The organism is Microbulbifer agarilyticus S89 (genome assembly GCF_000220505.1).
In the GTDB taxonomy this organism is placed as follows: Bacteria; Pseudomonadota; Gammaproteobacteria; order Pseudomonadales; family Cellvibrionaceae; genus Microbulbifer; species Microbulbifer agarilyticus_B.
This window is the reverse complement of record NZ_AFPJ01000019.1, coordinates 68,833-94,287: the sequence shown is the minus strand read 5'-3', so window position 1 is coordinate 94,287 and position 25,455 is coordinate 68,833. Positions and strand designations below refer to the sequence as shown.

Sequence of the window (25,455 nt, the reverse complement as noted above, 5' to 3'; positions counted from 1 at the left end):
AAAGGCCCGGGGATGGTTCCCGGCCCATTGGTCAGGGCTGAAGTGTACCCTCGTAACCCTGTGGTGAGAAACCGGTGAACCCCCTGCGGTATTACTACAATGGCCACATTATCAAAATGCGCTCCCGAAGCGCCTTTTCGATTGCTATACTCCGCGCCCTTTGAGCGAGCAGCGGCGTTCAGCTGAGCCCCGCGGCAATACACGATTCCTGCGCACTGGAGAATTACATGTCAGAAACACTATGCGATATCGGCTTTATTGGCGCCGGCGTGATGGGGAAGAACCTGATCCTCAACCTGGTGGACAACGGATACCGCGTGTGTGCCTTCGATCTAGACCACAGCCGTCTGGAAGACCTGTTGGAGCAGGATGCCAAAGAGCGTGGTGACCAGCCTGCCCGGGTTGAGGTTTGCAACTCCTACACCGAGCTGCTGTCCCGTACCAAGGCGCCCCATCTGGTAATTCTGTCGGTGCCGGCCGGCGCTCCGGTCGACGATGTCTGTAACAAGTTGCTGGATGCCGGCCTTCAGGCCGACGATATTGTAATCGATACCGGTAACAGCCTGTGGACCGACTCAGTACAGCGCTGCAAGCGTTACGAGGGCAAGCTGATCTTCTTTACCACTGCGGTTTCTGGCGGTGAGGTAGGGGCGCGCTTCGGGCCGTCGCTGATGCCCAGTGGCGACCGCTACGCCTGGGCGCGCATCGAGCCTGTCTGGCATGCGATTGCAGCAAAAGTCGACCCGGCCAGTGGCCAGTCCATTGAACGATTCGAGCCAGGTAATCCAGTGAAAGAGGGCGAGCCCTGTGCCGCTTACATTGGCCCCATTGGCTCAGGACATTTCGTGAAAATGGTGCATAACGGTATTGAATACGCCGATATGCAGATGATTTGCGAAGTGTACGATGTGATGCGCAGCGCGCTGGAAATGTCTCCGAGCGAGATTGCCGCAGTGTTCCGCGAGTGGAACAAAGGGGTGCTGAACAGCTACCTGATTGATATCAGTGCGGAAGTTCTGGATACCCGCGACTCTGAAACCGGCGAGCCACTGGTGGATGTAATTCTGGATCGCGCGGGTCAGAAGGGGACCGGTCTGTGGACGGCGGTGAGCGCGCTGGAAGTTGGCTGTCCGGCGCCAAGCATTGCGGAAGCGGTGTTTGCCCGCTCGCTTTCCACGCGCAAGGTGTTGCGCGGGCGCGCGGCGAAAAAACTGATTGGACCGGAAATTGCCCCGGTTGCGGAAGAAAGGCGCAAGGAAGTGATCGCGCAGCTGCACGATGCGCTCTACTGCGCAAAGATTTGCGTATATGCGCAGGGTTTCGACCTGATGAAGCTGGCCGCGCGGGAGCAGGGCTGGCAACTGAATTTCGCCGAGATTGCGAGAATCTGGCGGGCCGGTTGCATTATTCGCGCGGTGTTCCTGCAATCGATCAGTGATGCATACGAGCGCGATGTGAAACTGTCCAACCTGCTGTTGGACGATTTCTTTATCCAGCAGATTGCCGAGCACCAGGGTAACTGGCGCCGCGCGGTGGCCGACGCCACTATCGGTGGTATCCCGGTTCCAGCGCTTTCTTCGGCACTTAGCTACTACGATGCTTTCCGTCGTGAGTCCCTGCCAGCGAACCTGCTGCAGGCACAGCGCGATTTCTTCGGTGCCCACACCTTCTCACGTGTGGATCGGCCCGAGCAGGAGAAATACCACGTCTTGTGGAGTGAGCCTGGCCGGCCGATGAAAAAACTGTGAGCGTGTGACCGCTCAAATAAAAATGGCCGCTGTTAGCGGCCATTTTTTTACGCGCACATTTTTAGTCGTCGCTTAGCGACGTTGCGAAGGGAAGCTGCGGAAAGCTTCTCCCACGGCCTGATCCATTGCCCGTGTTGGGTTGTTGAGCACCCGGCGTGTTACTGGCTTGTTCGCCTGGCCGCGCCAAACCACACGTTTCTGCCGGGTGTCGAGCATGTCCACAGTGAGGTGGCCCTCAGTATACTGGCTCACGTTGGCGTGATAGCCAGGCGGCAAGCTGCTGTAGTATTCCTCAAGAAATGGGTAGCGTGCGGCGGCAAAGCCGAGGCTCGAGTTTCGGGGCATTTTTACCTGGCGGTTCGCAAACACATGCACGTTGACCAACACATCGGGGTTATCGCTCGGCCTCATGCCGCGCGACATCAACTCTTGCGACACCGCGCTGTGGGCAAGGCTGGTGGCGCGGCTCGGTATACCACTCTGCGGCACAAACCCGAAGGTCTGGTATTGCGCCATATTGGCGGATTGCTGAGAGGTGGTGTTGTTGGCACAGCCACAAAGTGACATAAGGGCTGCGATGGTGACTGCGACCAGGGGGAACAGGGAGAATCTACGGAGGGTCATAGGCCAATCCCGACGGTGTTAAACAGGGTTTCCTGTTCAGACTAGACCGGGATTGGCGCACTTTCACACGCGAAACTAAAGAGTCACTAAACGACTTCTTCCACTTCGCTTTGCGTCTGCTGCTCGCGTTCTTCGCGGCTGGCGCGGGCAACGATCTCATCCACGCTGGCGGTATCGGTATTGAGCCCACCAAAGGCGACCAGCAAATCTTTTAACAGGGCGGAGATTTCCACCGTCATCACCGAGAACTCAATGTCGAAACGCTGAGCGGCATTATCCGCATCCACATTGTCTGCCTTTTCGGTCACCTCATCACTGAATTTCAGGCGCTTGATTGCCAGCTGATCGTCCACTATCAGTTCCACACCATCGCGCCAGATCAAGCCCAGCTTGTGCACCTGCATACCAGCGACGAGGTGATTGTGGATCTCCTCGGCGCACAGGTCCTGGTTTTTACAGCGGATGACACTGCCGGACTCCTGCGGGTCGCGCAGCTCGCATTCGTGCCCGAATTCGAAATTGGTGGGCGCCTCTGGGGCGGTCAGCCAGTGGGTCATGGACTGCTGGGGAATATTTTTTGCCGTGACCGGAACCACCGACAGGCTGCTGATGGCTTCGCGCAGATTTTCCAGCAGTTCCTCCGCCGCTTTCGCGGAAGATGCGTTGACCACGATCCAGTTATCTTTGGGGTCAATGTAGGCAAATTGCAGGCGCGAACGAGCGAAGGCTTTCGGTCGCATTTCCAGCAGCACCTCATCTTTGAGGTTCTGCCGCTCCTTGCGGCCCACACTGCGGGCTTCCTTTTCCGAAATGGCCAGCGCCATTTCCTCGACTTTCTCGTTAACCACTGCCGCAGGGATCACTTTTTCCTGCTTCTTGGCGCACACCATGAGGTAGCCATTGGCGGCATGTACCAGCTCGGTGCCGTGACGTCCGAGGGGGGGTACCCAGCCGTAGCGCGCCATATCCTGGCTGCCGCAAGGGGTAAAGGTATCCGGTTCCAGCATCTCGTTGAGCTGCTCTGCGGACAGGGTGAATTCTCGGGTGAGGCGGTAGACGCGCAGGTTCTTAAACCACATAAATCAGGCCGTTCGCTGTTTTTTAATCAGTATGCTTAAAGCGGCTGGGCATTATGCGTCAGCTGCGAAACAGGGGCCAGCAGATGCGCTGGCCAAAGCAGGATCATTGGTCATGCGTTTACAGGTGGCGGAACTGATCGCCTATTTCGTGTGGGTGCGCAAACAGGTAGGTGGGCTGATGCTCCTGCAGCTCTGCGTGTGAGCCGTAGCCCCACAGCACGCCCGCGGAGATCAGCTGGTTCTTGTGCGCGGCACTGAGGTCAAAGTGTCGGTCGCCGATCATCAGCGTGTCGCGACCGATAGTGTGTTCCGCGAGTAGCTTGCCAAGCTGCTGCCATTTGCCAATACCCACATCGCCACCACTGACAAACTCAAAATACGGCAATAGGTTGAACTGCTCGAGAATGCGGGTGGCAAAGTCGGCGCGCTTTGACGTGCAGACACCGAGTCGAATACGCGCGTTTTCGCGCAGCGTCTCCAGCATTTGCTGAACCCCCGGGTACAGGGTGTTCTCAGCGTAGCCAACCTCACTATAACGTTCCCGGTACTTGTCGATCATGGAGTGGACAAAGGCATGGTCAGTACTGCCCGTAAGATCCCCGATCGTATGTTCCAGCGGAGGGCCAATGTACGGTGTCAGTTCTGCGGCTGCTCGCGGCGCATGGTCGTGGAATACCAGCGCGTGATTCATGCAGTTCACAAATCCTTCCGCAGGATCGCTCAAGGTGCCATCCAGGTCAAAAAGCAACCACTCATACCGTGCCATCGAACGCTCCAGGTTATTTCAGATATTGCGGGCAGTACGCGCTGGCATTTTCTCCCGTCTGGACACGGAATACAAAAAAGCCCGGGTGTGAAGCCGGGCTTTTGGGAAGAAGCAAGTTGTTCAATGGTTGGGGCGGTTCGCAAAGACTTTTACAAATCATCTAATCAATTTGTCATCTTTTACATGCATCCACACCTTTTGGGATACAAAGTACGGAGGCATACCGGTTGCAGCAGGATTATGTTGCAGGGTCGGTTAAAGAGGATTGTTCGATCACAAATTGGTGTGTCTCATTTCCCGCCTGGACTTCGACCACAATATGGCGCTTGCTGTCAGCGGGTAACGCCGCGACATCGAGGGCAATAAAGCCACCCTGTATCTCACCCGGGGACAGCTCCTGCGCTGAAAATATATGCCGATGCTTGGGGGTGGTGCGCCGATAGGTGATTTCGCGCACCAGCCGGCTAAACGGGTTGGTATCTATGAGTTTTCCTTGGCCGGTGGCATCGCGGGCTATCTCATCAAACCCAAGAGCAAACGGCAGACCAATACTGGCGTCATTGTGCTGCTCTTTTATCACTTCCATGCCGTGGGAGGCCAGATAAGGAGACGTGACGACGGATCCTTTGCGGTACTCGTTGATGCTGAGGATCTTGCGCCGTGTATGTTCTTTGCGCCAGCGATTGAAACCCTGTTGCGACAGCGAAGGCACTTGTGCGGCTGCGGTCGCCTGCGGGGTGAGCTCGCCTTGTGGCTCTGCGCTGGCCGTGACATGGGCGTGCCCCAGGGCGAACGCATTGCTGGTGCCGTTGTATACCCACAGTCGCAGAAAAACGACGTTGTCTCGTGCGCGGTAGGTGTTTTCGTCAACGGCTAGCGCGACAAGGTTGTCTCCCTCGGAGAACACGGTGGGCTGCCCGTAAATCGGCTTGATGGTCTGGTCTGGCTCAAGCAATGGGCGATTGGCGTAGGTTGTTTCATTGGCGCAGCCGACAAGGCTAAGCACGCTCGCGAGAACTATTCCCAGTACTGCCAGATTTATTATTTTCATGCCGTCACTCTTCGGGTAGTGGAACAGGCGGGTCAACAAAATAGTGTAGTTTGAAATCTTGAAAGTTGCGCGAAATGGCGGGATTTAGGCGGGTTTCTAAACATCTTGGTTACTGGCGGAAGCAGCGGGGCGTAGAGAAAGTAAGGAGTTGAGATGAAGGGGTGAAGTGAAGGGTTGAAGTGAAGGGTTGAAGCGAAGAGTCGAGGCTAAAAAGAGTTGAAGTAAAAAGTTACCGTGAAAGAAGGCCCGGCGCTGAGTCCGGGCCTGAGTGTAAAGGAGATATTACGCGACTCATGGCCGCTGATATGCCTGCTACCGCTGCGGAATGGCTTCAACGACTTTCAGGAAATAATCCCAGAAATTCGCCACACTTTGGATGTGAACCCGCTCTTCCGGGGAGTGCGCGCGGCGAATGGTGGGGCCGAAGGAAACCATGTCCCAGTTGGGGTATGGCTTGGCCAGCAGGCCGCACTCGAGGCCCGCATGAATCACTTTGACTTCCGGCTCGCTACCTTCCATATCCTTGTAAACATCCTTCATCAGCGCCAGTAGCGGCGACTGCATATTGGGTGTCCAGCCCGGATAGGCATTTTCCAGTGCGGCATTGGCCCCCGCCAGCTGGAAGGCAGCCGCCACATTTTGGCCGTGCTCGTCCCGCGCACTGTCGGACAGGCTGCGCACCAGGCTCTGGATGCGTACCTGCGCGGTGCCATTTTCGGTTTCAGTGACGACGCGCGCCAGGTTGTTGGACGTGTCGGCAATCCCCTCCAGTGCGGTGCTCATGCGCTCCACGCCGTTGGGGCAGCAGCGGATTGCACGAATCAGCTTTAGCTGCGCTTCGCTATCCATCACACTGGCCGGCGCATCGCTGGCTTCCAGCGCGATATCGAGTTTCGGTTCGTTATCCAGTTCCGCTTTTATGACGGCAATGACCTGCTGGAAAATTTCCTGCAGCTGCGCCACCTGTTCCGCGGGCACGGTAATCAGGGAAAACGACTCGCGCGGAATCGCGTTGCGCAGGCTGCCGCCGTCGAGGCTGGCGATGCGCAGCGCCGGGATTTGCTGCAGCGCGGTGTCAATAATTCGGTTGGCAATTTTGTTGGCATTGCCGCGCCCCTTGTCGATATCCAGCCCGGAGTGGCCGCCGCGCAGTCCGCGCACGCTCAGCTTGAACGCCTGGTGGCCGGCGGGCAGGGTTTCGGCGGAGTAGGGCAGGGAAACATTGATATCGACACCACCGGCACAGCCCACGTACAGCTCACCTTCGTCTTCAGTATCCAGGTTCAGCAGCAGGTCCGCTTCAAAGTGACCGGGCTGCAGGTGTTTCGCACCGGTCATGCCCGCCTCTTCGTCGATGGTCAGCAGGGCTTCCAGCGGCGGGTGCGGAATGTCGGTGGATCCCATTAATGCCAGAATTGCGGCTACGCCGATGCCATTATCGGCGCCGAGGGTGGTGCCTTCTGCGGTTACCCATTCGCCATCCACATAGGGTTTGATGGAGTCGGTCAGGAAATCGTGCTCGGTGTCGGCGTTTTTCTGCGGCACCATGTCGACATGGCTCTGCATCGCCAGGATTTTGCGATTCTCCATTCCCGGAGTCGCGGGCTTTTTCAGAATGATGTTGCCGACCTGATCCAGCTTGACGTCGAGTCCGCGGTTTTTGGCGAAATCGACAATGTACGCCACTACCTGGTCTTCATGCTTGGACGGCCGCGGGATCTCGCACAACTTTGCAAAGTGTTTCCATAGCGGCGTTGGGTTCAGTTCAGCGATGCTCGACATGTGTTTTCCTTGTGGTGAGGCCGCCTGCTACAACGGGAGCAGGCGGCCAGAGGATACGGCCGGTGGGTAGGGCCGAAAGCACCCGCGAGCTTGTGGCCCGCGGCTGGAGGTTCAGTCTTTGGGGTGTGCAATCCTGGGGTCAAGGTCCAAGGGCCAGGTTCAGGATTGCTCGCTTGCAGCGGCTTCCGCGACCAGCTCCAACGCGATGCGTCGCTTGTCGGTATCCACGGAGCTCACTTTCACGCGCACTTCCTGGTCCAGCTGGAATTGCTCTTCGCCACGGGTAATGCGCAGGCGCTTGCCGTCGAAGTCGAACGGATTCTTTTTGCTGTTAAAGCGCACAAATCCATTGATGCCGTTGTCGTCCAGGCGTACGCCGATGCCAGCACCGTTGACCAGGGTAATTTTGCCGGTAAAGTCTTCGTTGATCTTACTTTCCAGGTACTGACAGTAGAGCCACTGTTGCAGGGCGCGGTCGGCCTGGCGGCCGGTGGTGACACTCTGTTGCAGCGCCTCGCTGTGTTCGCTGGCAAGGGTCGGGAGAGGCTGCTGATCGACGGCGGCGCGCAGCACGCGGTGGTTGTGCAGGTCGTTGTACTTACGGATCGGCGACGTCACGGTGGCGTAGTGGGCAATGCCCAGGCCAAGGTGCGCGGCGGCATCACCGGACAGCTCACCCGGGCGCAGCATGCGCTTCAGCACGGCCAGCGTATTCTTCTTCTCTGCGTCCTCATCCGCCTCCAGCGTTTTTACCAGGTCGAGGTAAACGTTCAACTGATGCAGGTCCTGCTCTGCGTACTCCGGCATCACGTCTTTCAGCAGGGCGCGGATCTCGGTCATGCGTTCGTCGCGGAAACCCAGATGGATGGAGAAACAGCCGGCACCGAGCTCGGCCAGTTTTTTACCCGCCGAGATATTCGCGGCCAGCATGGCTTCTTCCACCATGCGCTGGGCAGAAGTACGCTCCTGCTTTTCGATGCGATCGATCTTGCGCTTTTCATTCAAAATCAGGTTGTAGTCCGGGCGGTCCTCCATTACCAGAGAGTGACCGGAGCGATACTGTGCACGCGCCTTGCTGAGTGCATTCAGTTCGCTCAGCGCTTGATGCTGGGTTTCTGGCACCGCAGCGGTATCACCATCGATGAACTGGGCAACCTGGCTGTAGCTCAGCTTGTGCTGGGAGCGGATTGCGGCAAATTCGTACTCGAACCCATTTAGCGCGCCGTCTTCCGATACGGCGATATGCATCACCAAAGCAGGGCGCAGCTGCCCCTCCAGCAGGGAGAAGCTGTTCTCGCACAAGCCCGCAGGCAACATTGGCAGGGTTTCGCCGGCGAGATACACACTGTTGGCCCGCGCAAGCGCGTCCTTGTCCAGGGCACTGCCAGATTCGATCAGGCTGGATGGGTCGGCAACGGCGATGTGCAGGGTCCAGCCAGCATCGGTTTTGCTGATCGCGATGGCATCGTCCATATCGCGGGTGCTCGCAGAATCGATGGTGACAAAACCAAGCTCTGACAGATCCTTGCGTGCTGCGCAGATGCCTTCCAGCTGCGCGGGAATAGCCTCCGCCTGTTCGAGGGCGCCTTTGCTGAACGCGTTGGGCAGGCGGTGCTGGGCGACCACAAATGCATGCTCGATGCCGGCCATATCCGGCTTGCCGATCACACTCTCGACTTTTGCCTGGGACTTGCCATCTTTGAAGGGGTGGCGGGAGATACTGCAGGCGATGAACTCCCCGGGTTGCGCCTTGCCGCGGGCTTTGGGCGGCAAAAAGATCCAGCGCGAAAACCCGTGCTCGCTGGGCTGGATAAAGTGACCCTGGCCCCGCTGCACGTACTGGCCCACCAGGTACTGCAACTCTGTGGAGATCAGGCTGTCCAGCTCTGCAGACAGCTTGCCTTTATCTTCCTCTGTCAGGCTTACCTTGACGCGGTCACCCGGGAAAACCCGATCCATCTCGGCCGGGGGCAGGAAGGCCTCGCGCCCATCATCCAATACCACGAAGCCAAATTTGCCATTGGCGCCACGGACGCGCCCTTCGGCAAATTCTTTGGTGGAGCGGATATCGGACTTCAGCTGCGACAGCTGTTTGAGGGCATCGGCGTTGAGCATAACCAGGTCTCTGTAAATCTGGGTGAATCGACTGCAAGGAGTGTAGGGCGCGGATTCTACCAGACGATGGTTTACAGGCCAGTTGCACTATGTCCAACAACGTCTAATTTGCTCAACAAAGTCGGTGAAAATGTGACCACCACAGGGGTTGAGTTATTGGCGAATGATCTATCCTAAAAAACGATGTAATTGGTGATGGTTGTGATACCGAATGGTCTTGATGGGAAAAGATCGCAATGAAAATCTGCGCCTGCTGGATATATTCTAAGGGACTTACAATAAATCGCGGTTGCGGACTGAGCTGACAAAATCGGCCGTGTCTGGCGCCGTGGAACATCCGACCTCCGGAGAGGCAAGAAAATGAGTGTTTTTTCCCACCCTGCCTACGATAACCACGAAGAAGTTGCTTTCTACCACGACGCCAAAAGCGGCTTGAAGGCGATTATTGCGGTACATAACACCAACCTTGGCCCTGCACTGGGCGGTTGCCGTATGTGGCCCTATGCCGATGATGCGGAAGCCCTGAACGATGTCCTGCGTCTTTCCCGCGGTATGACCTATAAATCTGCCATGTCCGGCCTCAAGCTCGGCGGTGGTAAGTCCGTGATTATTGGCGACCCGCGCAAGCAGAAGACCCCAGAGCTGCTGCATGCGATGGGTGATTTTTTGAACACACTGGGTGGCCGTTACATCACCGCGGAAGACAGCGGTACCAGCGTCGCCGATATGAAGATCATTGGCGAGCGCAGCGAATTTGTGTCCGGTGTGATTGCCGGGCAGGAGCATGGTGGCGACCCTTCTCCCTCTACCGCATACGGCGTGTTTGTCGGGCTGAAGGCCGCGGCACAGCACCGCTGGGGTCGCGAAGACCTGAATGGCATGAAGGTGTCCATTCAGGGCGTGGGCAATGTGGGTTTCCGCCTGGCCAAACTTTTGAAAGAAGCCGGTGCCGAACTGTTCGTGACCGATATCTTCCAGGAAAATATCGATCGCGCGGTGAACGAACTTGGTGCGACCGCAGTCGGCGCAGATGAAATTTTCGACCTGGATGTCGACATGTTCGCGCCCTGTGCCCTGGGCGCGATTCTGAATGACAAGACCATCGAGCGGCTCAAGGTCGGTGCGATTGCCGGCGCGGCCAACAACCAGCTGGCGGAAGAGCGCCACGCGCAGGTATTGAAAGAGCGCGGCATTCTGTACACCCCGGACTACGTAATTAACGCCGGCGGCATCATCGACGTGTACTACCAGCAAATCGGGCAGGCGAAGGGCGAGTATGACGCGGACCAGGTGAAAGCGCATATTGAGACCATTGCTACCACCATGCACGAAGTTTTTGAGCGTGCCGAAGAGTCCGGTGAAACCACGGCGCACATCGCAGACCGTGTTGCCGAAGAGCGCTTCGGTCACGAGGACGCGTTGAATACGTCAGACTCTGCTGCGGCTTAATTCTCTTTCCGGGCGCAAGCGCCCGGCACCTCCCCAATTCCTCTGGCGAACTTATCGTCTCTCTGTGAGGTATTCTTCGGGCGCTACGGCGCCCGCTTTTTTGCCTACACTGATACTCGCGCGGGCCTTGCGGCTGTCATGCACGCTGCGTGACCAGTATCGCGAATCTCTACCCTCTCTCCCGCCCATTACGCCTTGAATAATCTGTGTCGGTTCATCATGTGAACAGGCAAGTGCCAGAGCCAGGATAATTGACAATGGATATGCGATTTTCCCGTGTGATTTTGCCGCTACTCACCGCTGTATTCCTCTTGGGCGTGGCCGGTTGTGACAGGCAAAAATCCGGGGAAGATGGCCAGGAGAATGTGCACAAGGCGTTTCAGGTCGATAAAAAAGCGGCCGCCAGTAGTAAAGCGGCTGCCACCGGCAACGAAGCCTACGTTGAGGCCCCCGATATTGACCTGCCTTTCCACAAAGAGGTCCTGGATAACGGCTTGACCGTGATTGTGCACGAGGACCACAAGGCGCCTGTGGTGGCCCTCAATATCTGGTACAAGGTCGGGTCAAAAGACGAAAGCCCGGGTAAAACCGGCTTTGCACACTTGTTCGAACACCTGATGTTCAACGGCTCGGAAAACTATCCGGGTGAGTACTTCGAACCCTTCCAGCGCTCCGGTGCCACGGACATGAATGGCACCACCAATAATGATCGCACCAATTATTTTGAAACGGTTCCCGTCGGCGCCCTGGATATGGCGATGTGGATGGAGTCCGACCGCATGGGGCATTTCAAGGGCGCGATTAGCCAGGACAAGCTCGACGAGCAGAGGGGCGTAGTAAAGAACGAGAAGCGTCAGGGGGAGAATGTGCCCTACGGTAAAGCGTTTGATGTAATCGCTGCCAGCACGTTTCCATCGGATCACCCCTATTCGTGGAGCACCATTGGTTCCATGGAGGATCTCGACAATGCCAGCCTGGAAGACGTGAAACAGTGGTTCTCTGAGTACTACCAGCCCGCCAATGCCATTTTGGTGATTGCCGGCGATATCACTGTGCCGCAAGCCATGGATATGGCGCGCAAGTATTTTGGCAATATTCCCAGTACCTCGGTGCCGCCGGAAATAAAACACTGGGAGCTTCCCACACAGGTCAACAAGCGCAAGGAGATGACCGATCGGGTGCCCCAAACCCGGATTTACAAGGTCTGGAACGTGCCGGCCATTGGCAGCGCCGATGAAGACGCGCTGGATCTGATGACCTCATTGCTGGCCAACCGAAAGAATTCACTGCTGTATCGTCGCTTGGTCAGGGATGCGCAGGTGGCCACCAGTGTGAGTGCCTATTACTACGGACGCCAGCTTGCCGGACAGCTCATTATTACCGTCGACGTGAAACCGGGGCAGTCGGTAGAGAAGGTGGAAAAACTGCTGAATGAGGAGCTGCGGCAATTCGCCGATAATGGCGTCAGCGCGGATGAGTTACGCCGTATTAAGCAGAGTCAGTTTGCCTCGGTCGTAAAAGGGCTAGAAAAAATTGGTGGTTTCGGTGGTAAAACCGACATTTTGGCGCGCTCAGAATTTTACTATGGCGATCCCGCCGCACTCATCGATGGGTTGGACGACTACGCCAAAGTGTCGGTGAACGATGTACAGGATGCGGCGCAGAAGTGGCTCACGCCTGAGCATTTCACCCTGGTGATTTCCCCTGAAGATAAATACCAGACATCGGAGCACGATGTCGATCGTTCTCAGTTACCTGCTATCGATAAAACGGTCGAACTGGAGCTGCCCGAGCAGCAAGAATTCACCTTGAAGAATGGGCTTAATGTTGTGTTGGCGGAGCGCCACGATACGCCGGCGGTATTTATGAAGCTGCAGTATCGCGGCGGTGCATCCGTAGATGGCGACAAGCCGGGCCTCGCATCTGTGGTGGCGCGCATGCAAAGCGAAGGCGCAGGGGATTACGACAGCCTCGGCTTTAGTGCCCGTCAGGAAGAGCTGGGGGCGAGTATTGGTACGGGGAGCGGGTTGGATTACAACTCCATCAGTTTCAGTGCCCTGAAGTCGCAGCTCAAGCCATCTCTGGAATTGTTCCGCGACGTCATTACCGCCCCCCAGTTTCCAGAGGAAGACTTGACCCGGGTCAAATCCAACTGGCTCGATTCCATTCGCCAGGAGGAGGCGCAGCCCCAGGGGTTGGCCATGCGCAAGCTGCCACCACTTCTGTACGGCGAGAATCACCCTTATAGCGCGCCGCTCACCGGCTCCGGTACGCCGGAAGCGGTTTCTTCCATTACCCGCGATGACCTGGTGAATTACCACAATACCTGGTTGCGCCCCGACAATGCGCAGCTAACCGTTGTAGGGGATGTAGATCGGGAAGAAATTGAAAAACTACTCAATGCCACACTGGGCAAATGGCGTGCGCCGGATGAGCCGCTGCCAGCGTTGGAGATCGCTACCGTCGAGCGCCCGCAAAGCGCGCGTATATTCTTGCTCGACCGACCGGGTGCCGAGCAGAGCTATGTAATGGCGGGCCTGCTGATGCCACCTTGGCAAGCCGATGGGGCGGAAGCCTTCGATGCAATGGCGTCGGCGGTTGCCGGCAAATTTACCTCGCGTATCAATATGAACCTGCGCGAAGACAAAAACTGGTCCTACGGCGCGCGGGCGGTTTCCATGGATGCGGAAGGGCAGCGCCCGTATATCGTAATCGCGCCGGTGCAGACAGATAAAACCGCTGCGGCAATGCAAGAAATTTTGCGGGAATATAACGCGTATCTGAATGACCGCCCAATCGAAGACAGCGAGCTGAGTGATTACAAGGACGATGAGGTTCTGAAGCAGAGTGCGCGTTTTCAGACCAAAGGTCAGCTCCTTTCCAGCATCGCCTGGCAGATCGAGAAAGGTTTGCCACCGGAATACATCGCGGACTATCCACAGCGTGTCAGCGCATTGACCAGGGAGCAGGTGGTGCAGGCGGCCCGGGATAACCTGGCACCGGATCAGTTCACCTGGGTGATCGTTGGTGACCTCGACAAGATTAAGGACGATATCGAAGCGCTAAACCTTGGGCCGGTAGTGGTGCTGCCGACAGAGCAGTAAGAAGGGGCCGGCGTGCCGGCCGATCCCACACGTACCTTGGTCGTAAAAGCCCGGTGTTTACCACCCCGGGCTTTTTTTATGGCGTTAAAATACGTTAAATTGCGGGATTGGGTAGTAAACACCCCATTTGAAAACCAATAAATCCGGGGCATGGCACCATCGACCCCGAAGTTTCTGGGATTAACATGATCACTCTGAAGCACACAATTCTTGCGGTAAAGCGCCTTATCAGTGGTTTGCTCGGGTTGACCCTGCTCACCCTCTCAACCCTCGCCCAGGCAGAAAAAATCGCGGTCCATGCGGGCTGGTTGTTTGACAGCGAAACGGGCCGCCTGATGGAAAAGCGCACGATTCATATTAATGACGGCAAGGTAGAGTCCGTCGAACGCGGCTTTCACCAGCGCGAAGGCGAGCGGGTGATCGACCTGAGTGCTTACTCGGTGTTGCCCGGCTTGATGGATATGCATACCCATCTTGCCTATGAATTCGGGCCCCGCACCTATACCGAAGCCTTCACCTGGAACCCGGCAGACTACACGCTGCGCTCGGTAAACACCGCGGAGCGCACCCTCAAGGCCGGCTTTACCACCGTGCGGGATCTCGGTGACAGTGCCAATGTGACCGTGAGCCTGCGCAATGCGATCAATCGCGGCGATATCGTGGGTCCGCGTGTCTATACCGCGGGCAAGTCGATTGCCACCACCGGTGGTCACGCCGATCCAACCAATGGCCACAACCATCGCCTGATGGGCAGCCCGGGTCCCGCCGAGGGGGTGGTCAATGGCGTTGCCAGTGCCCGCGAAGCCGTACGCCAACGTTACAAAGACGGTGCGGACCTGATCAAGATTACCGCCACGGGCGGTGTATTGAGTGTGGCGAAGAGCGGCCAGAACCCGCAATTTATGCAGGATGAGCTGGAAGCCGTGGTGCAAACCGCCAAAGACTATGGTTTCACTGTGGCGGTACACGCCCATGGCAAGGAAGGCATGGAACGGGCCATTCGCGCTGGGGTGGACTCCATTGAACACGGCACCTACATGGACGACGAAACCATGAAGCTCATGGTGAAAAACGGCACCTGGTACGTACCGACGCTGCTTGCGGGTGACTGGGTTACCCAGAAGTCGGCCATTGACGGTTTCTTCCCAGAGATGGTGCGCACCAAGGCGGCAAAAATCGGCCCCTTGATTCAGGATACGTTTAGTCGCGCGCACAAAAGGGGCGTGAAGATTGCCTACGGTACCGACACCGGGGTGAGCCGTCACGGTGATAATGCGAAAGAGTTTGCCCTGATGGTGGAGGGCGGTATGAGCCCGGCGGACGCGATTCGCTCCGCCACCTGGAATGCGGCGCAGTTGCTGCAGGCGGAAGATGAGCTGGGCAGCATTGCGCCCGGCAAGTGGGCGGACATGATTGCCGTCGTCGGCAACCCGCTGGAAGACATTACCACCCTCGAGCGGGTGCAGTTTGTGATGAAGGGTGGCGAGGTCTATAAGCAGCCTGAGTAGCTTTTTTCGTCATTACGTAGAAAAGCATTTCGTAGCGGAGTCGTGGCGTTGGCGCCAGCGGGTACAGCCTTGTGAGACACGCGGTGAACCCATCCCTGGGGCTCGGCACCGCCATCCCTGGCGGTGACGGTCTCACAAGGTTGCACCCGCTACCGCCAACTTCTCATTGGCCGTGAAGTATTTTCCGGTCTCTTATTGGATTTACTTAGCCAGTTCAAATACCAGTTCCAGGTTTACTGAAACCGAGGTTTCGCCCGGCGCCACGGGAGTGCTGGCACTATCCGCCATTGCCGCTTCTGCGCGCATCATTGGTCGCGGCATGCCACCGTGGCTGCCTTCCGCAATGCTGACAATCCGGCGAACCTTGGTTCCCAGAGATTCCGCATAGGCTTCTGCGCGCGTCTGCGCGATTTTTAAGGCTTTCTCGCGCGCTTGTGCCCGCAGAGGCTCCGGGTCATCAATGGAGAAACTCGGGCCGTGGATCTGATTTGCCCCCTCCGCAGTTAACGCGTCGATCACCGCACTCAGGTTATCCAGCTCACGCACGGTGATGCTGACACTGTTGCGCGCCTGATAAGCGACGATTTTGCGCTCGCGGTTCGGCTGGTAATCGTAGCGGGGCATCAGGCTGATGCCGCTGGTTTGCACATCCTTGTTGTCGATGCCTGCCTCTTTGATCGCCTGCATCACCTGTTCCATCTGTGCTGCATTGGCTTGCATGGCCGCCTTACTCTCGTCGGCCTCGGTGACCACGCCCGCAGAAATTGTGGCGATATCCGGTACCTGGCTGGCTTCGCCCTGCGCTGAAATCGAAATCAGCGTACCGCTGGGGCGGTTGCCGGAATCACTGCCGCAACCGCTGGCGAAAATGGCGAGACCCGCGATCAGGCCAGCGGATAACCACTTGATCGAATTGCGTCGGCTGTTGGAGCGCGTGTTGGAGCGCGTGTTGGAACGAATGCTAGAGCGAGTGTTGGAAAGCGTGTTGTGCATGGAGAATCCTTTTTCTTTGCCAATGGCTGCTGAGTGAGTAGCTGTGGCTCAAGTTACTGCGTAATCGCCACTAGTATTGCGCCAGTTAGATGAACATCAGGTGAATAGACGCTCGAAGCTCTCTTCTTCCGGGTGGTAGAGTGCGAAACCGAGGCGCAGTAATTGCTGCCGGCGATCGCACAGCACGTTCTTCTCGCGTAGCTTAGCCTGCAGTTGCTCGGCGCCCTCGGCACTGCCGCAGCGGAAGGTGAAGAAATGCCCGTGCCCGTTTTCCAGATCGTGCGCGATAAGGTTCTCGCGGTTAAGGGTAGGGTGGTCAGCAGCGTCCATGGCCGCGAGGAAGCGCCGCTGGTTGTTCAGCACATAGCGGTGGATGGTATCTACCGAAATGTCTTCTCGCTGGTGCAGCTCCAATACCGCCAGTGCCTTGTACAACGGTGAGAAGTCGATGGTGGCACCGGCAAAGCGCAGCCAGTTGTTGCCAAATCCCACGCCTTCCCCACGATTTTCCAGCTCGGCCATCTCCGCAAACCAGCCGGTATACAGTGGCCGCAATTGGCAGCCGCGGGGGATGGTCATAAAACACATGCCTTCGCCCGCGCCCAGATACTTGTACGAGCCGGAGGTATAGAACACCTTGTCGGCGATGGCTCCGAGGTCAGTGGGGCGGGCATAAAAGCCGTGGTAGCCATCGATGACCATGTGCGTGGCTTCTGGCTTGTGCTCTGCCAGTGTCAGAAGTTCTGGGAATGCGACCCCGGAATCAAAGAATACCTGGCTGGCGTAGGCCAGTTGGTAGTCGCCGGATTGTAGCTCCTGGGTAAACCGGGCGGCCAGCGTTGCGTAGGGTTGGGTGGGGACCCGGGTGACATGCACATTTGGCAGCTCTTCCAGTCGTAACAATTGGCGGGCGAAGCTGTAGAATTCACCATCGGTGGTCAGGATGTGCACAGGCTGGCTCAGGTCGAAGGCACTGAGCAGCCGGAAAACCAGCTCGTGGGTATTCGGGGCCAGGGCGACCTGCTCTGGCGCTGGCAGGTTCAGGGTGCGCGCGATACTGCGCTGGAAGGCAGGTATCTTCTCGGAGAAGATCTTGTCCCACTTCTGGTCTGCCATGCTGGCGGCGTCGTGCCAGTACTCGTTGACCGCATCCAGCGTCACGTCGGCCCAGTAGTGGTGGGAGTGGCAGGCCATATGGAGAACCGGTAGGTCGCAGCCCGCAGAGGCGGCTTTTTGGGCCCCCTGCAAAAAATGTCGATAGTATTTTTGATACATTTCGTTCTGGTAACTTTTTCTGGGGTGACTAGATTGTCACCCAATGGACGTATCGGGATTGTAATCCCGCAAAGGAGGCGTTGCAGTGGAATATTTACACACAATGGTGCGTGTCACCGACCTGGACAAGTCGTTGGAGTTTTATTGCGACAAGCTTGGCCTGTATCAGGTAAGTCGCAGCGATTATGAGAAGGGGCGTTTCTCGCTGATTTTTCTTGCGGCCCCCGGCGATAAAGACAGCGCCGACGCCGACAAGCGCCCGTGCCTCGAGCTGACCTACAACTGGGACCCGGAAACCTACACCGGCGGCCGCAATTTTGGCCATTTGGCGTACCGCGTGGACAATATCTACGAGACGTGTCAGCGCCTGATGGATATGGGGGTGACCATCAATCGTCCGCCGCGCGACGGTCATATGGCGTTCGTGCGCTCCCCAGACAATATTTCCATTGAGCTGTTGCAGAAAGGCGACGCTTTGCCGCCGCAGGAGCCCTGGGCCTCCATGGAAAACACTGGCGAGTGGTAACCACTGCCAGTCTTCGCAGTAAATAGAAGAGAGCTATAGCATGGCCAACCCGAACAAATCCCGCAGCTGTGTCGTACTTGCCGGCGCCAATGCGGCGCGTCGTGTGCGCGATGAAGGCCTGAACCAGAGCATGGTTTCCACTCTGGTGGGCGCTTCCGGTGGCCCCAAGTGGCTGGCGATCAGCCAGCTTGACCGGGTGTTGATTGGCGAGTTTTTCCGCGATCGGAGCACGCCGATCGCCACGCTGGGCTCCTCCATCGGTAGCTTCCGCAACATGTGCTACGCCACCGCCAATCCGCTGGAAGCGCTGGAAGTTCTTGAGCATGGCTACGTCAACCAGACCTATGCCAGTGAGCGCCCGACGCCCGTGGAAATCACTACCAAGGGAGAAGAGATCCTGCTCCGGGTATTGGGGGAGCACGGGGCCGCGCAGGTTGCCGGTAATTCGGTGTGGCGCAGCCACTTTGTGACCGTGCGCGGGCGCGGGCCTTTGGCCAGTGAAAAGAAGGCGCTGTTGGCACCGGCGCTGCTCGCATCTGCGCTGGCCAATGCGGTTAGCCGTCGCAGCTTGCAGGCATTCTGGGATCGAGTGGTTTTCCACGCCGGAGACGCACCGGCGGTGGGCTTCCGTAACCTGAATACGGTCAACACGCCGCTGAACCCGGAGAACGTTTGTCCGGCGGTGCTGGCCAGCGGCTCCATCCCGCTGGTGATGGCGGGCGTACCGACCCCCGCCGGGGCGCCTGCGGGCAACTATCGCGACGGCGGAATTACCGACTACCACTTTGATCTCGGGTTCGAGCACCCGGAAGGTCTGGTGTTATACCCCCATTTCTTCCCGTACATGGTCCCCGGCTGGTTCGACAAGAGCCTGCGTTGGCGCTGGGTGCGTGGCGGTGCCATGGACAATGTGATCCTGGTGGCGCCATCGCCGTCTTGGGTTGCCAAATTGCCTTTTGGAAAAATCCCGGATCGCGATGATTTCGTCAAGCTGTCCACCGAGGAGCGCCTCATGTACTGGAATGCGGTGACCGAAGCGGGCAAACGGGTTGCGGAGGATTTCTTCGAAATGTGGCAAACTGGCGCAATTGCCAACGAGCTGATCGAGGTTGGCAGTGATGAAGAGCCTCACCGGCTGGCAATGTCCGCGTGAGGTAGTCCTGAGGGATAACCTCACAAATGCGCCACGCTTGGCGCTCGAACAGCCCAAGCGCAGCGGACGAGCAGCGGAAGACTAGTGAAAGACGCCGAATTTACTCAGCCGCAGGAAGAGTTCCGGACCACCCAGGAGCGCGTGTACTACCAAGTGCGCGACGCGATTCTGCGGGGCCAGTTTTTACCCGGTAATCCGATTACGATTCGCGGTTTGGCCGCGGAGCTCGACTGCAGCCCAATGCCGGTGCGCGAGGCCCTGCGCCGGCTGACCTCTGAGCGGGCGTTGGAACTCTCCGATACCCGCCGCGTTACTGTGCCGAGCATGACGCGGGAGAAACTGGACGAAATTTGTGCTGCCCGGGTGGCGCTCGAGTGTCAGGCCGCGGCCCAGGCGTTACCGCAGGTGGGAGATGCCGAGCTGGAAACACTCAGGGGCCTCGATGATCGGGTTACCGAGTCGCTGGCAAAAAACGACATACAGGAGTATGTTGCCGCCAACCTCGAGTTCCACTTCACCCTGTATCGCCTTGGCCATCCGCATATTATTTTGTCGTTGATCGAGAGTCTTTGGTTGCAGACGGCACCCCTGCAGCATTTGGTGTTCCAGCGCTTTGGTGTGCAGGAATTACCCGATCGCCATCAGGATTTGATCGAAGCGATCGCGGCAAAGGATGAGCAACGCGTGCGCACCGCCATTCGCCAGGATATTGAAGAGGGGCTGGGCTCCATTTCTGCTGAAGAGTTAATGCCGCACTGATGTTCAGTTACATTCATATTGTTCTCCATTTTCTGGTTCCCCTCGCGATTGCTTGGTTTTTCTTTCGCGACGAATGGAAAAAGGCCGCGTTATTTATGGTGGCCGCGAACCTAGTAGATCTCGACCATTTATTGGCGACGCCGATTTACGACCCGGGTCGTTGCAGCATTAATTTTCATCCGCTGCATAAATTACTGCCGATTTCTGTCTACGGCGCAATGATGTTTTTACCGTGGAAGCCTCTGCGCTGGCTGGGTATTGGTCTGATTACGCACATGTTGTTGGACGCCCTTGACTGCAGTTTCTAGCAGAAACTGTTCTGTTTTATCCCTAACTTGCCTGTTTTCTCCCTTTGGCCGCGGATGACGCTTCCGCGGTGGACCACTTGGGTAATCTTGTGCGGTAGCCATAGATTGGCGATAACAATAACGACGCATAGAGGAACCTAAGGTGAAGAAAAAACTTATCCCGCTTTTTTTGCTTTCCGCGATGAGTCACGGCGCACTGGCCTGTGTCTCCGCGGAGACCGAATCGAATGATGCCGAATCTGATGCGGATGGCCCAATTTGTTCCAGCCAAACGGTGGCCGGCAACATTGCCAACCGCAGGGATCAGGACTGGTACTACTTCAACATAAATACCCCATCTGATCTGGATATTTCCCTCAGTCACGCCAATGGCGATGATTTCGACTGGCATTTGTATGACGCGTCTCAACGTCTGTACAGCGCAGAGACGAGCGGGCGCAATGAGACTGCCAGTGTCAGCGTCAGTGGCAGCGGCCTGTATACCTTAAAAGTAACCCGCTACAAAGGACGTGGTGATTACACCCTGGACGTTGACGGCATCCCGACAAGTGGCGGTGGCAGCAGCGGTGGCAGCAGCAGTGGAGGCAGTAGCGGCGGGAGCAGCGGAGGCGGCGACTGCAATGTGGGCGCGCGGCCGGCGAAGCCGGGCGGTTTGACCCGATACCTCACTGGCAGTGAGGCCGATGTCTGTGTAAACCAGACTTCCGGCGGTTTGCTGGTGATGGGCGGCGGTAGTGACGTCGATGCCGCGTTTACCCGTCGCGTGGAACCCTTGATTGGTGGTGGCGATGTGGTTGTGTTGCGTACCAGCGGCAGTGACGGCTACAACGACTATTTACTGGGCCTGCTCAATGCGGACTCCGTCGAAACCCTGATTGTTGATCGCCAGCAGCACGCGAATGACGAATACGTTGCCTGGGCCGTGCGCTCTGCCGAGTTTGTTTGGATTGCCGGTGGCGACCAGTCCGATTATCTGAATCAGTGGCAGGGCACCCCGCTGCAGCAGGCCCTGGACGAAGTGATTGCCCGTGGTGGTGTCCTGGGTGGTACCTCTGCCGGTGCGGCTGTGCAGTCCGAGCATATCTACGACCCGGACGGCGTGCTGGGTGCCTACTCCTCCGAGGCGGTGAGTGACCTGTGCCACGAAAATACCAATATCTCTGATGGCTTCCTGACGACCGCAATTATGCAGGGTGTGATCGTGGATACGCATTTTGCCGAGCGCGATCGTATGGGCCGCCTGATGGCCTTTATGGCGGGTCTGCCTGCGGGGATCCAGGGTATTGGTGTCGATGAGGCCACTTCGATCTTCTTCACCCCAGAGGGTAGCGGCGTGGTTGATGGCGCGGGCAGTGTGTATGTTCTGCAGGAAGACGGCCAGAGCAGTCGAACTCAGGCGCAGTGTGGTCAGCCGGTAATTTACGAAGGTGTATTGCGCTACAAGCTGAATGAGAATGATCAGTTCAACCTGTCCACCGGTGCCAGTAATGTGACACCCAAGCGCATCGGTATCGATGGCCGCTCCAACAACTTCTATATCAACCAGCCCTATCAGTAACCATTACTGTGGTACAACATCGTAGTTGAGGTAGTGAGCCGGGAGGGAAATTCGTTCCCTCCCGGCGCGCGCTTAAGTGAGTTCTATCCCTCAATATCGCAGATACACCGCAAATCGATCGTCGTTGTCGCAGATTATTCGGCTGCCGGCGCTATCGGCTTGTAAATAAAATTCTGCAGCAGAAAACCTTTACAGGTTTTTTTCATCGTGATAAAAATTAGTGTGTGATCGATAGGAATTTGATCTGATTTTGCTTCTGGCACGATTAATCTGGATCAACAGAACCTACGGTCTGACTCCCGAGTTCAAGTGTCGTTATTTAGTTATACGTGCTTGATAAACAGTGCAAGGCATTGAGAGCAAAATGAATAAGGTTGCTACTGTCGAGCGCTGCTCCTCCAACTACTACCTCAGCGAGTGGTTTGACGAGTAGCTTCCCCACCTCGGTTTAACCGGGGGCCCCGCTTATTTGTACGCGGGTGCATGGAAGCTATAAGTCGGTTTTATCCGTTCTTATTTCCAATCCAGTTTGTCGAACTCTGTAGGCAATGCGTGCGCGTTGCTGTGGTGTCGATCGCTTGGGTTATTGCACTGCATTGCCGCCGGTTTTTCCTGAGAACTCTTCTGCAAGGCTACAGCGTCCACAGTTGATGCTTGCATTGTGCGCAATTTCGAATCTCACAGAAAAACTAAACAACCATCGGAGACAGGAATTTTTCCTGGAGGGCAAAAAAATGGATAACAGATCCCAACTGAACAAAACGCCACTGAGTAAGGCGGTGCGACTGGCACTGGGCTGCTCACTGATTGGCAGCAGTGCATTCGCAATGGCACAGCAAGCACCAGAAGGTGCGGATGCGTCCGTTGAAGAAATTGTGGTTACCGGTACCCATATCAAGGGGCTGGACACCGAAGGTGCGGTACAGGTCGTGCAGATTGATCGTGACGACATCGAAGCTTCCGGTGCAACCTCTCCCATCGAAATTCTGCAGCAGCTGTCCCAGACTGGCGGCGGCAGCGGCACTTTCTCTACTGCCACTTCCGGTGCACTGTCCAGTAGCACTCCGGTAGGCGCGGCGGGCGTTTCCCTGCGTGGCCTGGGCGCCAGCTCCACCCTGGTACTGGTGAACGGTCGCCGCGTTTCCGTGAGCTCCTTCGCCAAGGGCCAGGAGTCTTTTGTCGACGTAAACTCCATCCCGCTATCCGCCATTGAGCGCGTAGAAGTATTGCCCAGTGGCGCCGCGGCCACCTACGGTGCCGACGCGGTTGCCGGTGTTGTGAACTTCGTACTGCGTGATGACTTTGACGGTTCCGAAATTTCCCTGACTCACGGCAACTCCACCGCGGGCACCGATGAAGGCAAATACAACCTGAACTGGGTTTGGGGCCGTGAAGGTGAAAACAGCCACACCATGGTGGTGGTGGATCTGTTCTCCCGCAATGCGATGTACGACCGAGACCGCAAGTTGACCGCGAACTCTGTACGCCCGAGTCAGCAGGGTGTCTACCCAAGCTTCAATGACCTGTTCCTGGCGTTCTACGACCAGACCGAAGGCCCCGCGTCCGGCGGCTGTCCGGAGGACCAATTTGGTTTCGGCGAGTTTGGCGATTACTGCGAATTCAATACCAATGCGGTTGCCGCGACTCAGGATGAATACGAGAGTGCCAGTGTTGTAGCCACATTCAATTATGATATCTCCGACAACCTGGAGTGGTTTAACACTCTAATGCTGCAGACCAGTGAGTCCCGTGGCACCTCCGCTCCGGCAAACTTCTCGCGTGCGCCGTTTGATCCGGAAAGCCCCCTTTGGCCAGAAGCCCTGAAGGCAGACCTGGTTGAGGAAGGCTCCTTCCACCCGGATTTTCCAACCAGCGATTTCAGCGATTATTACGGATACCCGATTTTCGCCTGGGGTAAGTTCCCGGACGCACGTGCGGTAGAAGTTGAAAGCGAAGCCATGCGTCTGGTGTCAGGCCTGCGTGGTGAAGTGAACGACTGGAACTGGGAAGTTGCCGCTAACCTGGGACGCAGCGAATCTGAGCAGCGCGGAATTTCCGGACTCTACAAGGCAGATGCTTTCTACAATGCAAGCTTGGGTAATCTATGTACCGACGGTTCCGTTGTAGACCGCTGGGACGTAGACCTGGTACGCCCCGGCGCAAGTTTTGGCGCGGGTGAAACCTGTGAAGACCTGGGTAAAACCACTGCCTGGTACAACCCTTTCGGTGGTCAGGTTGATCAAATTGCAGAGATGGACGATTTGATCCGCACCGACGCAAAACGCGGTGGTACATCCAGCCTGTATGCCATTGACGGTAATATCTCTGGTAGCTGGATCGAGCTCCCCGCCGGTACTGTGCAGGTGGCCTTTGGTGGTGAGTTCCGCCGTGAATCCGTGGTGGATACCCCGTCTGGCGATGCGGTATCCACTACCCTGAACCCCGAGCCGATTTTGGGCTTCAGCTCCACTTCTGCCGACGCCGCACGTAACCAGTGGGCAGTGTACATGGAGCAGATGATTCCGCTGGCAGCGAACACCGAGTTGCAGTTCGCCCTGCGTTACGACCACTACGATAGCTTCGGTGGCGATACCAACCCGAAGATTGCCCTGCGTCATCAATTTAATGATGCAATAACCTTCCGTTCCAACTGGTCCACTTCCTTCCGTGCGCCTTCCCTTGCGCAGGTCGGTGCGGGCACCTTGTTGTCATCCTATCGTACCGATTGCAGCGTCACCCCAGAGGCGTGTGACGGTGACGCCGATGGTTCTGGTCAGCCGCTGTTTTCAGAGGACGTCAGCAATGACGACCTGAAGCCGGAAACAGCAACCACCTGGGGCGCGGGCTTCCTGCTGAAGCCGACCGAAGACACCGAAATTTCCGTCGATTACTGGAATATCGAACATGAGAACCTGGTTGGAATTGAAGAGGATGACTTCATCCTGCGCGCGCTGAATGGCGAGTTCCCTGTGGTAGGTTTGGGTGAGCTGCTGACTGGTCAGCCTGGCCTCGAAGTGGATCGTGGTTTTGTCGTGGATGCGCACTTCCAGCTGTCCAACCTCGGTTGGCAGAAGACCAACGGCGTGGATCTGGCGTTTACCCAGTACTTTGATACCGACAATTGGGGCAGCTTCCGCTTCACTCTGGACGGTACCTACCTGAACGAGTTCGACAAGCTGCCGTCCGATGCGCTGGGTATCGTGAAAGAAGCCGGTAACTATACCTATCCGCGTTGGTTGGCCAACAGCGCCCTGCGCTGGCGTTACGAAGACTGGTCTTCCACGCTGACTGGTCGCTATACCCACAGCTACATGGATGATCCCGATCCCCGTGTACTGGCCGCGGTGTTTACGGAAGGTAACGAGTACTTCGGTTCTCGTGTGAATGCCGACGATGACGGCAACGTTGAGGTGGATAGCTGGTTGACCTTCGACCTCCGCGTTGCCCGTGATTTCGACAACGGCAGCTGGTTGAGCCTGCGGGTGAACAACCTGTTCGACAAGGAGCCGCCGCTGGTACTGGGCACTGGCGCCAACGTTGACCACTTTAACCATAACTCCATGGGTCGTTTCTACACCCTGAGCTACGGTTACGCGTTCTGATCGGCGTCTCACAGGACCTGATCCCAGCGGGCGCGCATTGCGCGCCCGCTGGTAC

General features: G+C 57.1%; 18 protein-coding genes. 10 read left to right on the top strand and 8 right to left on the bottom strand.

The window, feature by feature from the left end:
* Window positions 1-227 precede the first annotated feature (227 nt).
* A complete protein-coding gene (gndA, locus tag AS89_RS0105715) occupies window positions 228-1,748 on the top strand; it encodes an NADP-dependent phosphogluconate dehydrogenase (RefSeq protein WP_010131476.1) in 1,521 nt (506 codons plus the stop codon).
* A gap of 72 nt (window positions 1,749-1,820) precedes the next feature.
* On the opposite strand, the gene AS89_RS0105710 is transcribed toward gndA, so the two are convergent.
* The 6 genes from AS89_RS0105710 to AS89_RS0105685 all read right to left on the bottom strand — a co-directional run bounded on the left by AS89_RS0105710 (window position 1,821) and on the right by AS89_RS0105685 (window position 9,165).
* A complete protein-coding gene (locus tag AS89_RS0105710; protein WP_010131474.1) occupies window positions 1,821-2,372 on the bottom strand; it encodes a DUF4136 domain-containing protein in 552 nt (183 codons plus the stop codon).
* A gap of 86 nt (window positions 2,373-2,458) precedes the next feature.
* Window positions 2,459-3,451: a recombination-associated protein RdgC gene (gene rdgC, locus AS89_RS0105705; protein WP_010131472.1), complete on the bottom strand. Its 993-nt coding sequence runs from the start codon at window positions 3,449-3,451 to the stop codon at window positions 2,459-2,461.
* Window positions 3,452-3,569: 118 nt separating this feature from the next.
* On the bottom strand, window positions 3,570-4,217 hold the full coding sequence (locus tag AS89_RS16995; RefSeq protein WP_010131471.1) for an HAD family hydrolase: 648 nt from the start codon (window positions 4,215-4,217) through the stop codon (window positions 3,570-3,572).
* Between the two features lie 238 nt (window positions 4,218-4,455).
* The gene (locus tag AS89_RS0105695) at window positions 4,456-5,268 is read right to left on the bottom strand and encodes a hypothetical protein (RefSeq protein ID WP_010131469.1); all 813 of its coding nucleotides are present in this window, start codon (window positions 5,266-5,268) and stop codon (window positions 4,456-4,458) included.
* 312 nt (window positions 5,269-5,580) lie between these two features.
* Window positions 5,581-7,050 (bottom strand): aminoacyl-histidine dipeptidase, encoded by a 1,470-nt coding sequence (locus tag AS89_RS0105690; protein WP_010131468.1) that lies wholly within the window; start codon window positions 7,048-7,050, stop codon window positions 5,581-5,583.
* Window positions 7,051-7,209: 159 nt separating this feature from the next.
* Window positions 7,210-9,165, bottom strand: coding sequence for a VacB/RNase II family 3'-5' exoribonuclease (locus tag AS89_RS0105685; protein ID WP_010131465.1), 1,956 nt, complete (start codon window positions 9,163-9,165; stop codon window positions 7,210-7,212).
* Window positions 9,166-9,525: 360 nt separating this feature from the next.
* On the opposite strand from AS89_RS0105685, the gene AS89_RS0105680 reads away from it, so the two are divergent.
* From AS89_RS0105680 to AS89_RS0105670, 3 genes are all read left to right on the top strand, one after another.
* Window positions 9,526-10,614, top strand: coding sequence for a Glu/Leu/Phe/Val dehydrogenase dimerization domain-containing protein (locus tag AS89_RS0105680; protein ID WP_010131464.1), 1,089 nt, complete (start codon window positions 9,526-9,528; stop codon window positions 10,612-10,614).
* Between the two features lie 257 nt (window positions 10,615-10,871).
* Complete coding sequence (locus AS89_RS0105675; RefSeq protein ID WP_010131463.1) at window positions 10,872-13,718, top strand: M16 family metallopeptidase; 2,847 nt, start codon at window positions 10,872-10,874, stop codon at window positions 13,716-13,718.
* A gap of 185 nt (window positions 13,719-13,903) precedes the next feature.
* Entirely contained in the window at window positions 13,904-15,226 is a 1,323-nt protein-coding gene (locus tag AS89_RS0105670; protein WP_010131461.1) for a metal-dependent hydrolase family protein, read from the top strand.
* Window positions 15,227-15,427: 201 nt separating this feature from the next.
* Here AS89_RS0105670 and AS89_RS0105665 read toward each other — a convergent pair whose 3' ends face one another.
* A complete protein-coding gene (locus AS89_RS0105665) occupies window positions 15,428-16,219 on the bottom strand; it encodes an SIMPL domain-containing protein (RefSeq protein WP_010131460.1) in 792 nt (263 codons plus the stop codon).
* 96 nt (window positions 16,220-16,315) lie between these two features.
* On the bottom strand, window positions 16,316-17,413 hold the full coding sequence (locus AS89_RS0105660; protein ID WP_237709636.1) for a hypothetical protein: 1,098 nt from the start codon (window positions 17,411-17,413) through the stop codon (window positions 16,316-16,318).
* A 166-nt stretch (window positions 17,414-17,579) separates the two neighbouring features.
* On the opposite strand from AS89_RS0105660, the gene AS89_RS0105655 reads away from it, so the two are divergent.
* The 6 genes from AS89_RS0105655 to AS89_RS0105625 all read left to right on the top strand — a co-directional run bounded on the left by AS89_RS0105655 (window position 17,580) and on the right by AS89_RS0105625 (window position 25,400).
* Complete coding sequence (locus tag AS89_RS0105655) at window positions 17,580-18,020, top strand: VOC family protein (protein WP_010131458.1); 441 nt, start codon at window positions 17,580-17,582, stop codon at window positions 18,018-18,020.
* Window positions 18,021-18,060: 40 nt separating this feature from the next.
* A complete protein-coding gene (locus tag AS89_RS0105650) occupies window positions 18,061-19,173 on the top strand; it encodes a hypothetical protein (protein WP_010131457.1) in 1,113 nt (370 codons plus the stop codon).
* 84 nt (window positions 19,174-19,257) lie between these two features.
* Window positions 19,258-19,932 (top strand): GntR family transcriptional regulator, encoded by a 675-nt coding sequence (locus AS89_RS0105645; RefSeq protein WP_010131456.1) that lies wholly within the window; start codon window positions 19,258-19,260, stop codon window positions 19,930-19,932.
* A complete protein-coding gene (locus tag AS89_RS0105640; RefSeq protein ID WP_010131455.1) occupies window positions 19,932-20,240 on the top strand; it encodes a DUF6122 family protein in 309 nt (102 codons plus the stop codon). The genes AS89_RS0105645 and AS89_RS0105640 overlap by 1 nt, the downstream gene beginning before the upstream one ends.
* A 142-nt stretch (window positions 20,241-20,382) precedes the next feature.
* A complete protein-coding gene (locus AS89_RS0105635; RefSeq protein ID WP_010131453.1) occupies window positions 20,383-21,798 on the top strand; it encodes a Type 1 glutamine amidotransferase-like domain-containing protein in 1,416 nt (471 codons plus the stop codon).
* A gap of 734 nt (window positions 21,799-22,532) precedes the next feature.
* A complete protein-coding gene (locus AS89_RS0105625; protein WP_010131451.1) occupies window positions 22,533-25,400 on the top strand; it encodes a TonB-dependent receptor domain-containing protein in 2,868 nt (955 codons plus the stop codon).
* Window positions 25,401-25,455: the final 55 nt, after the last annotated feature.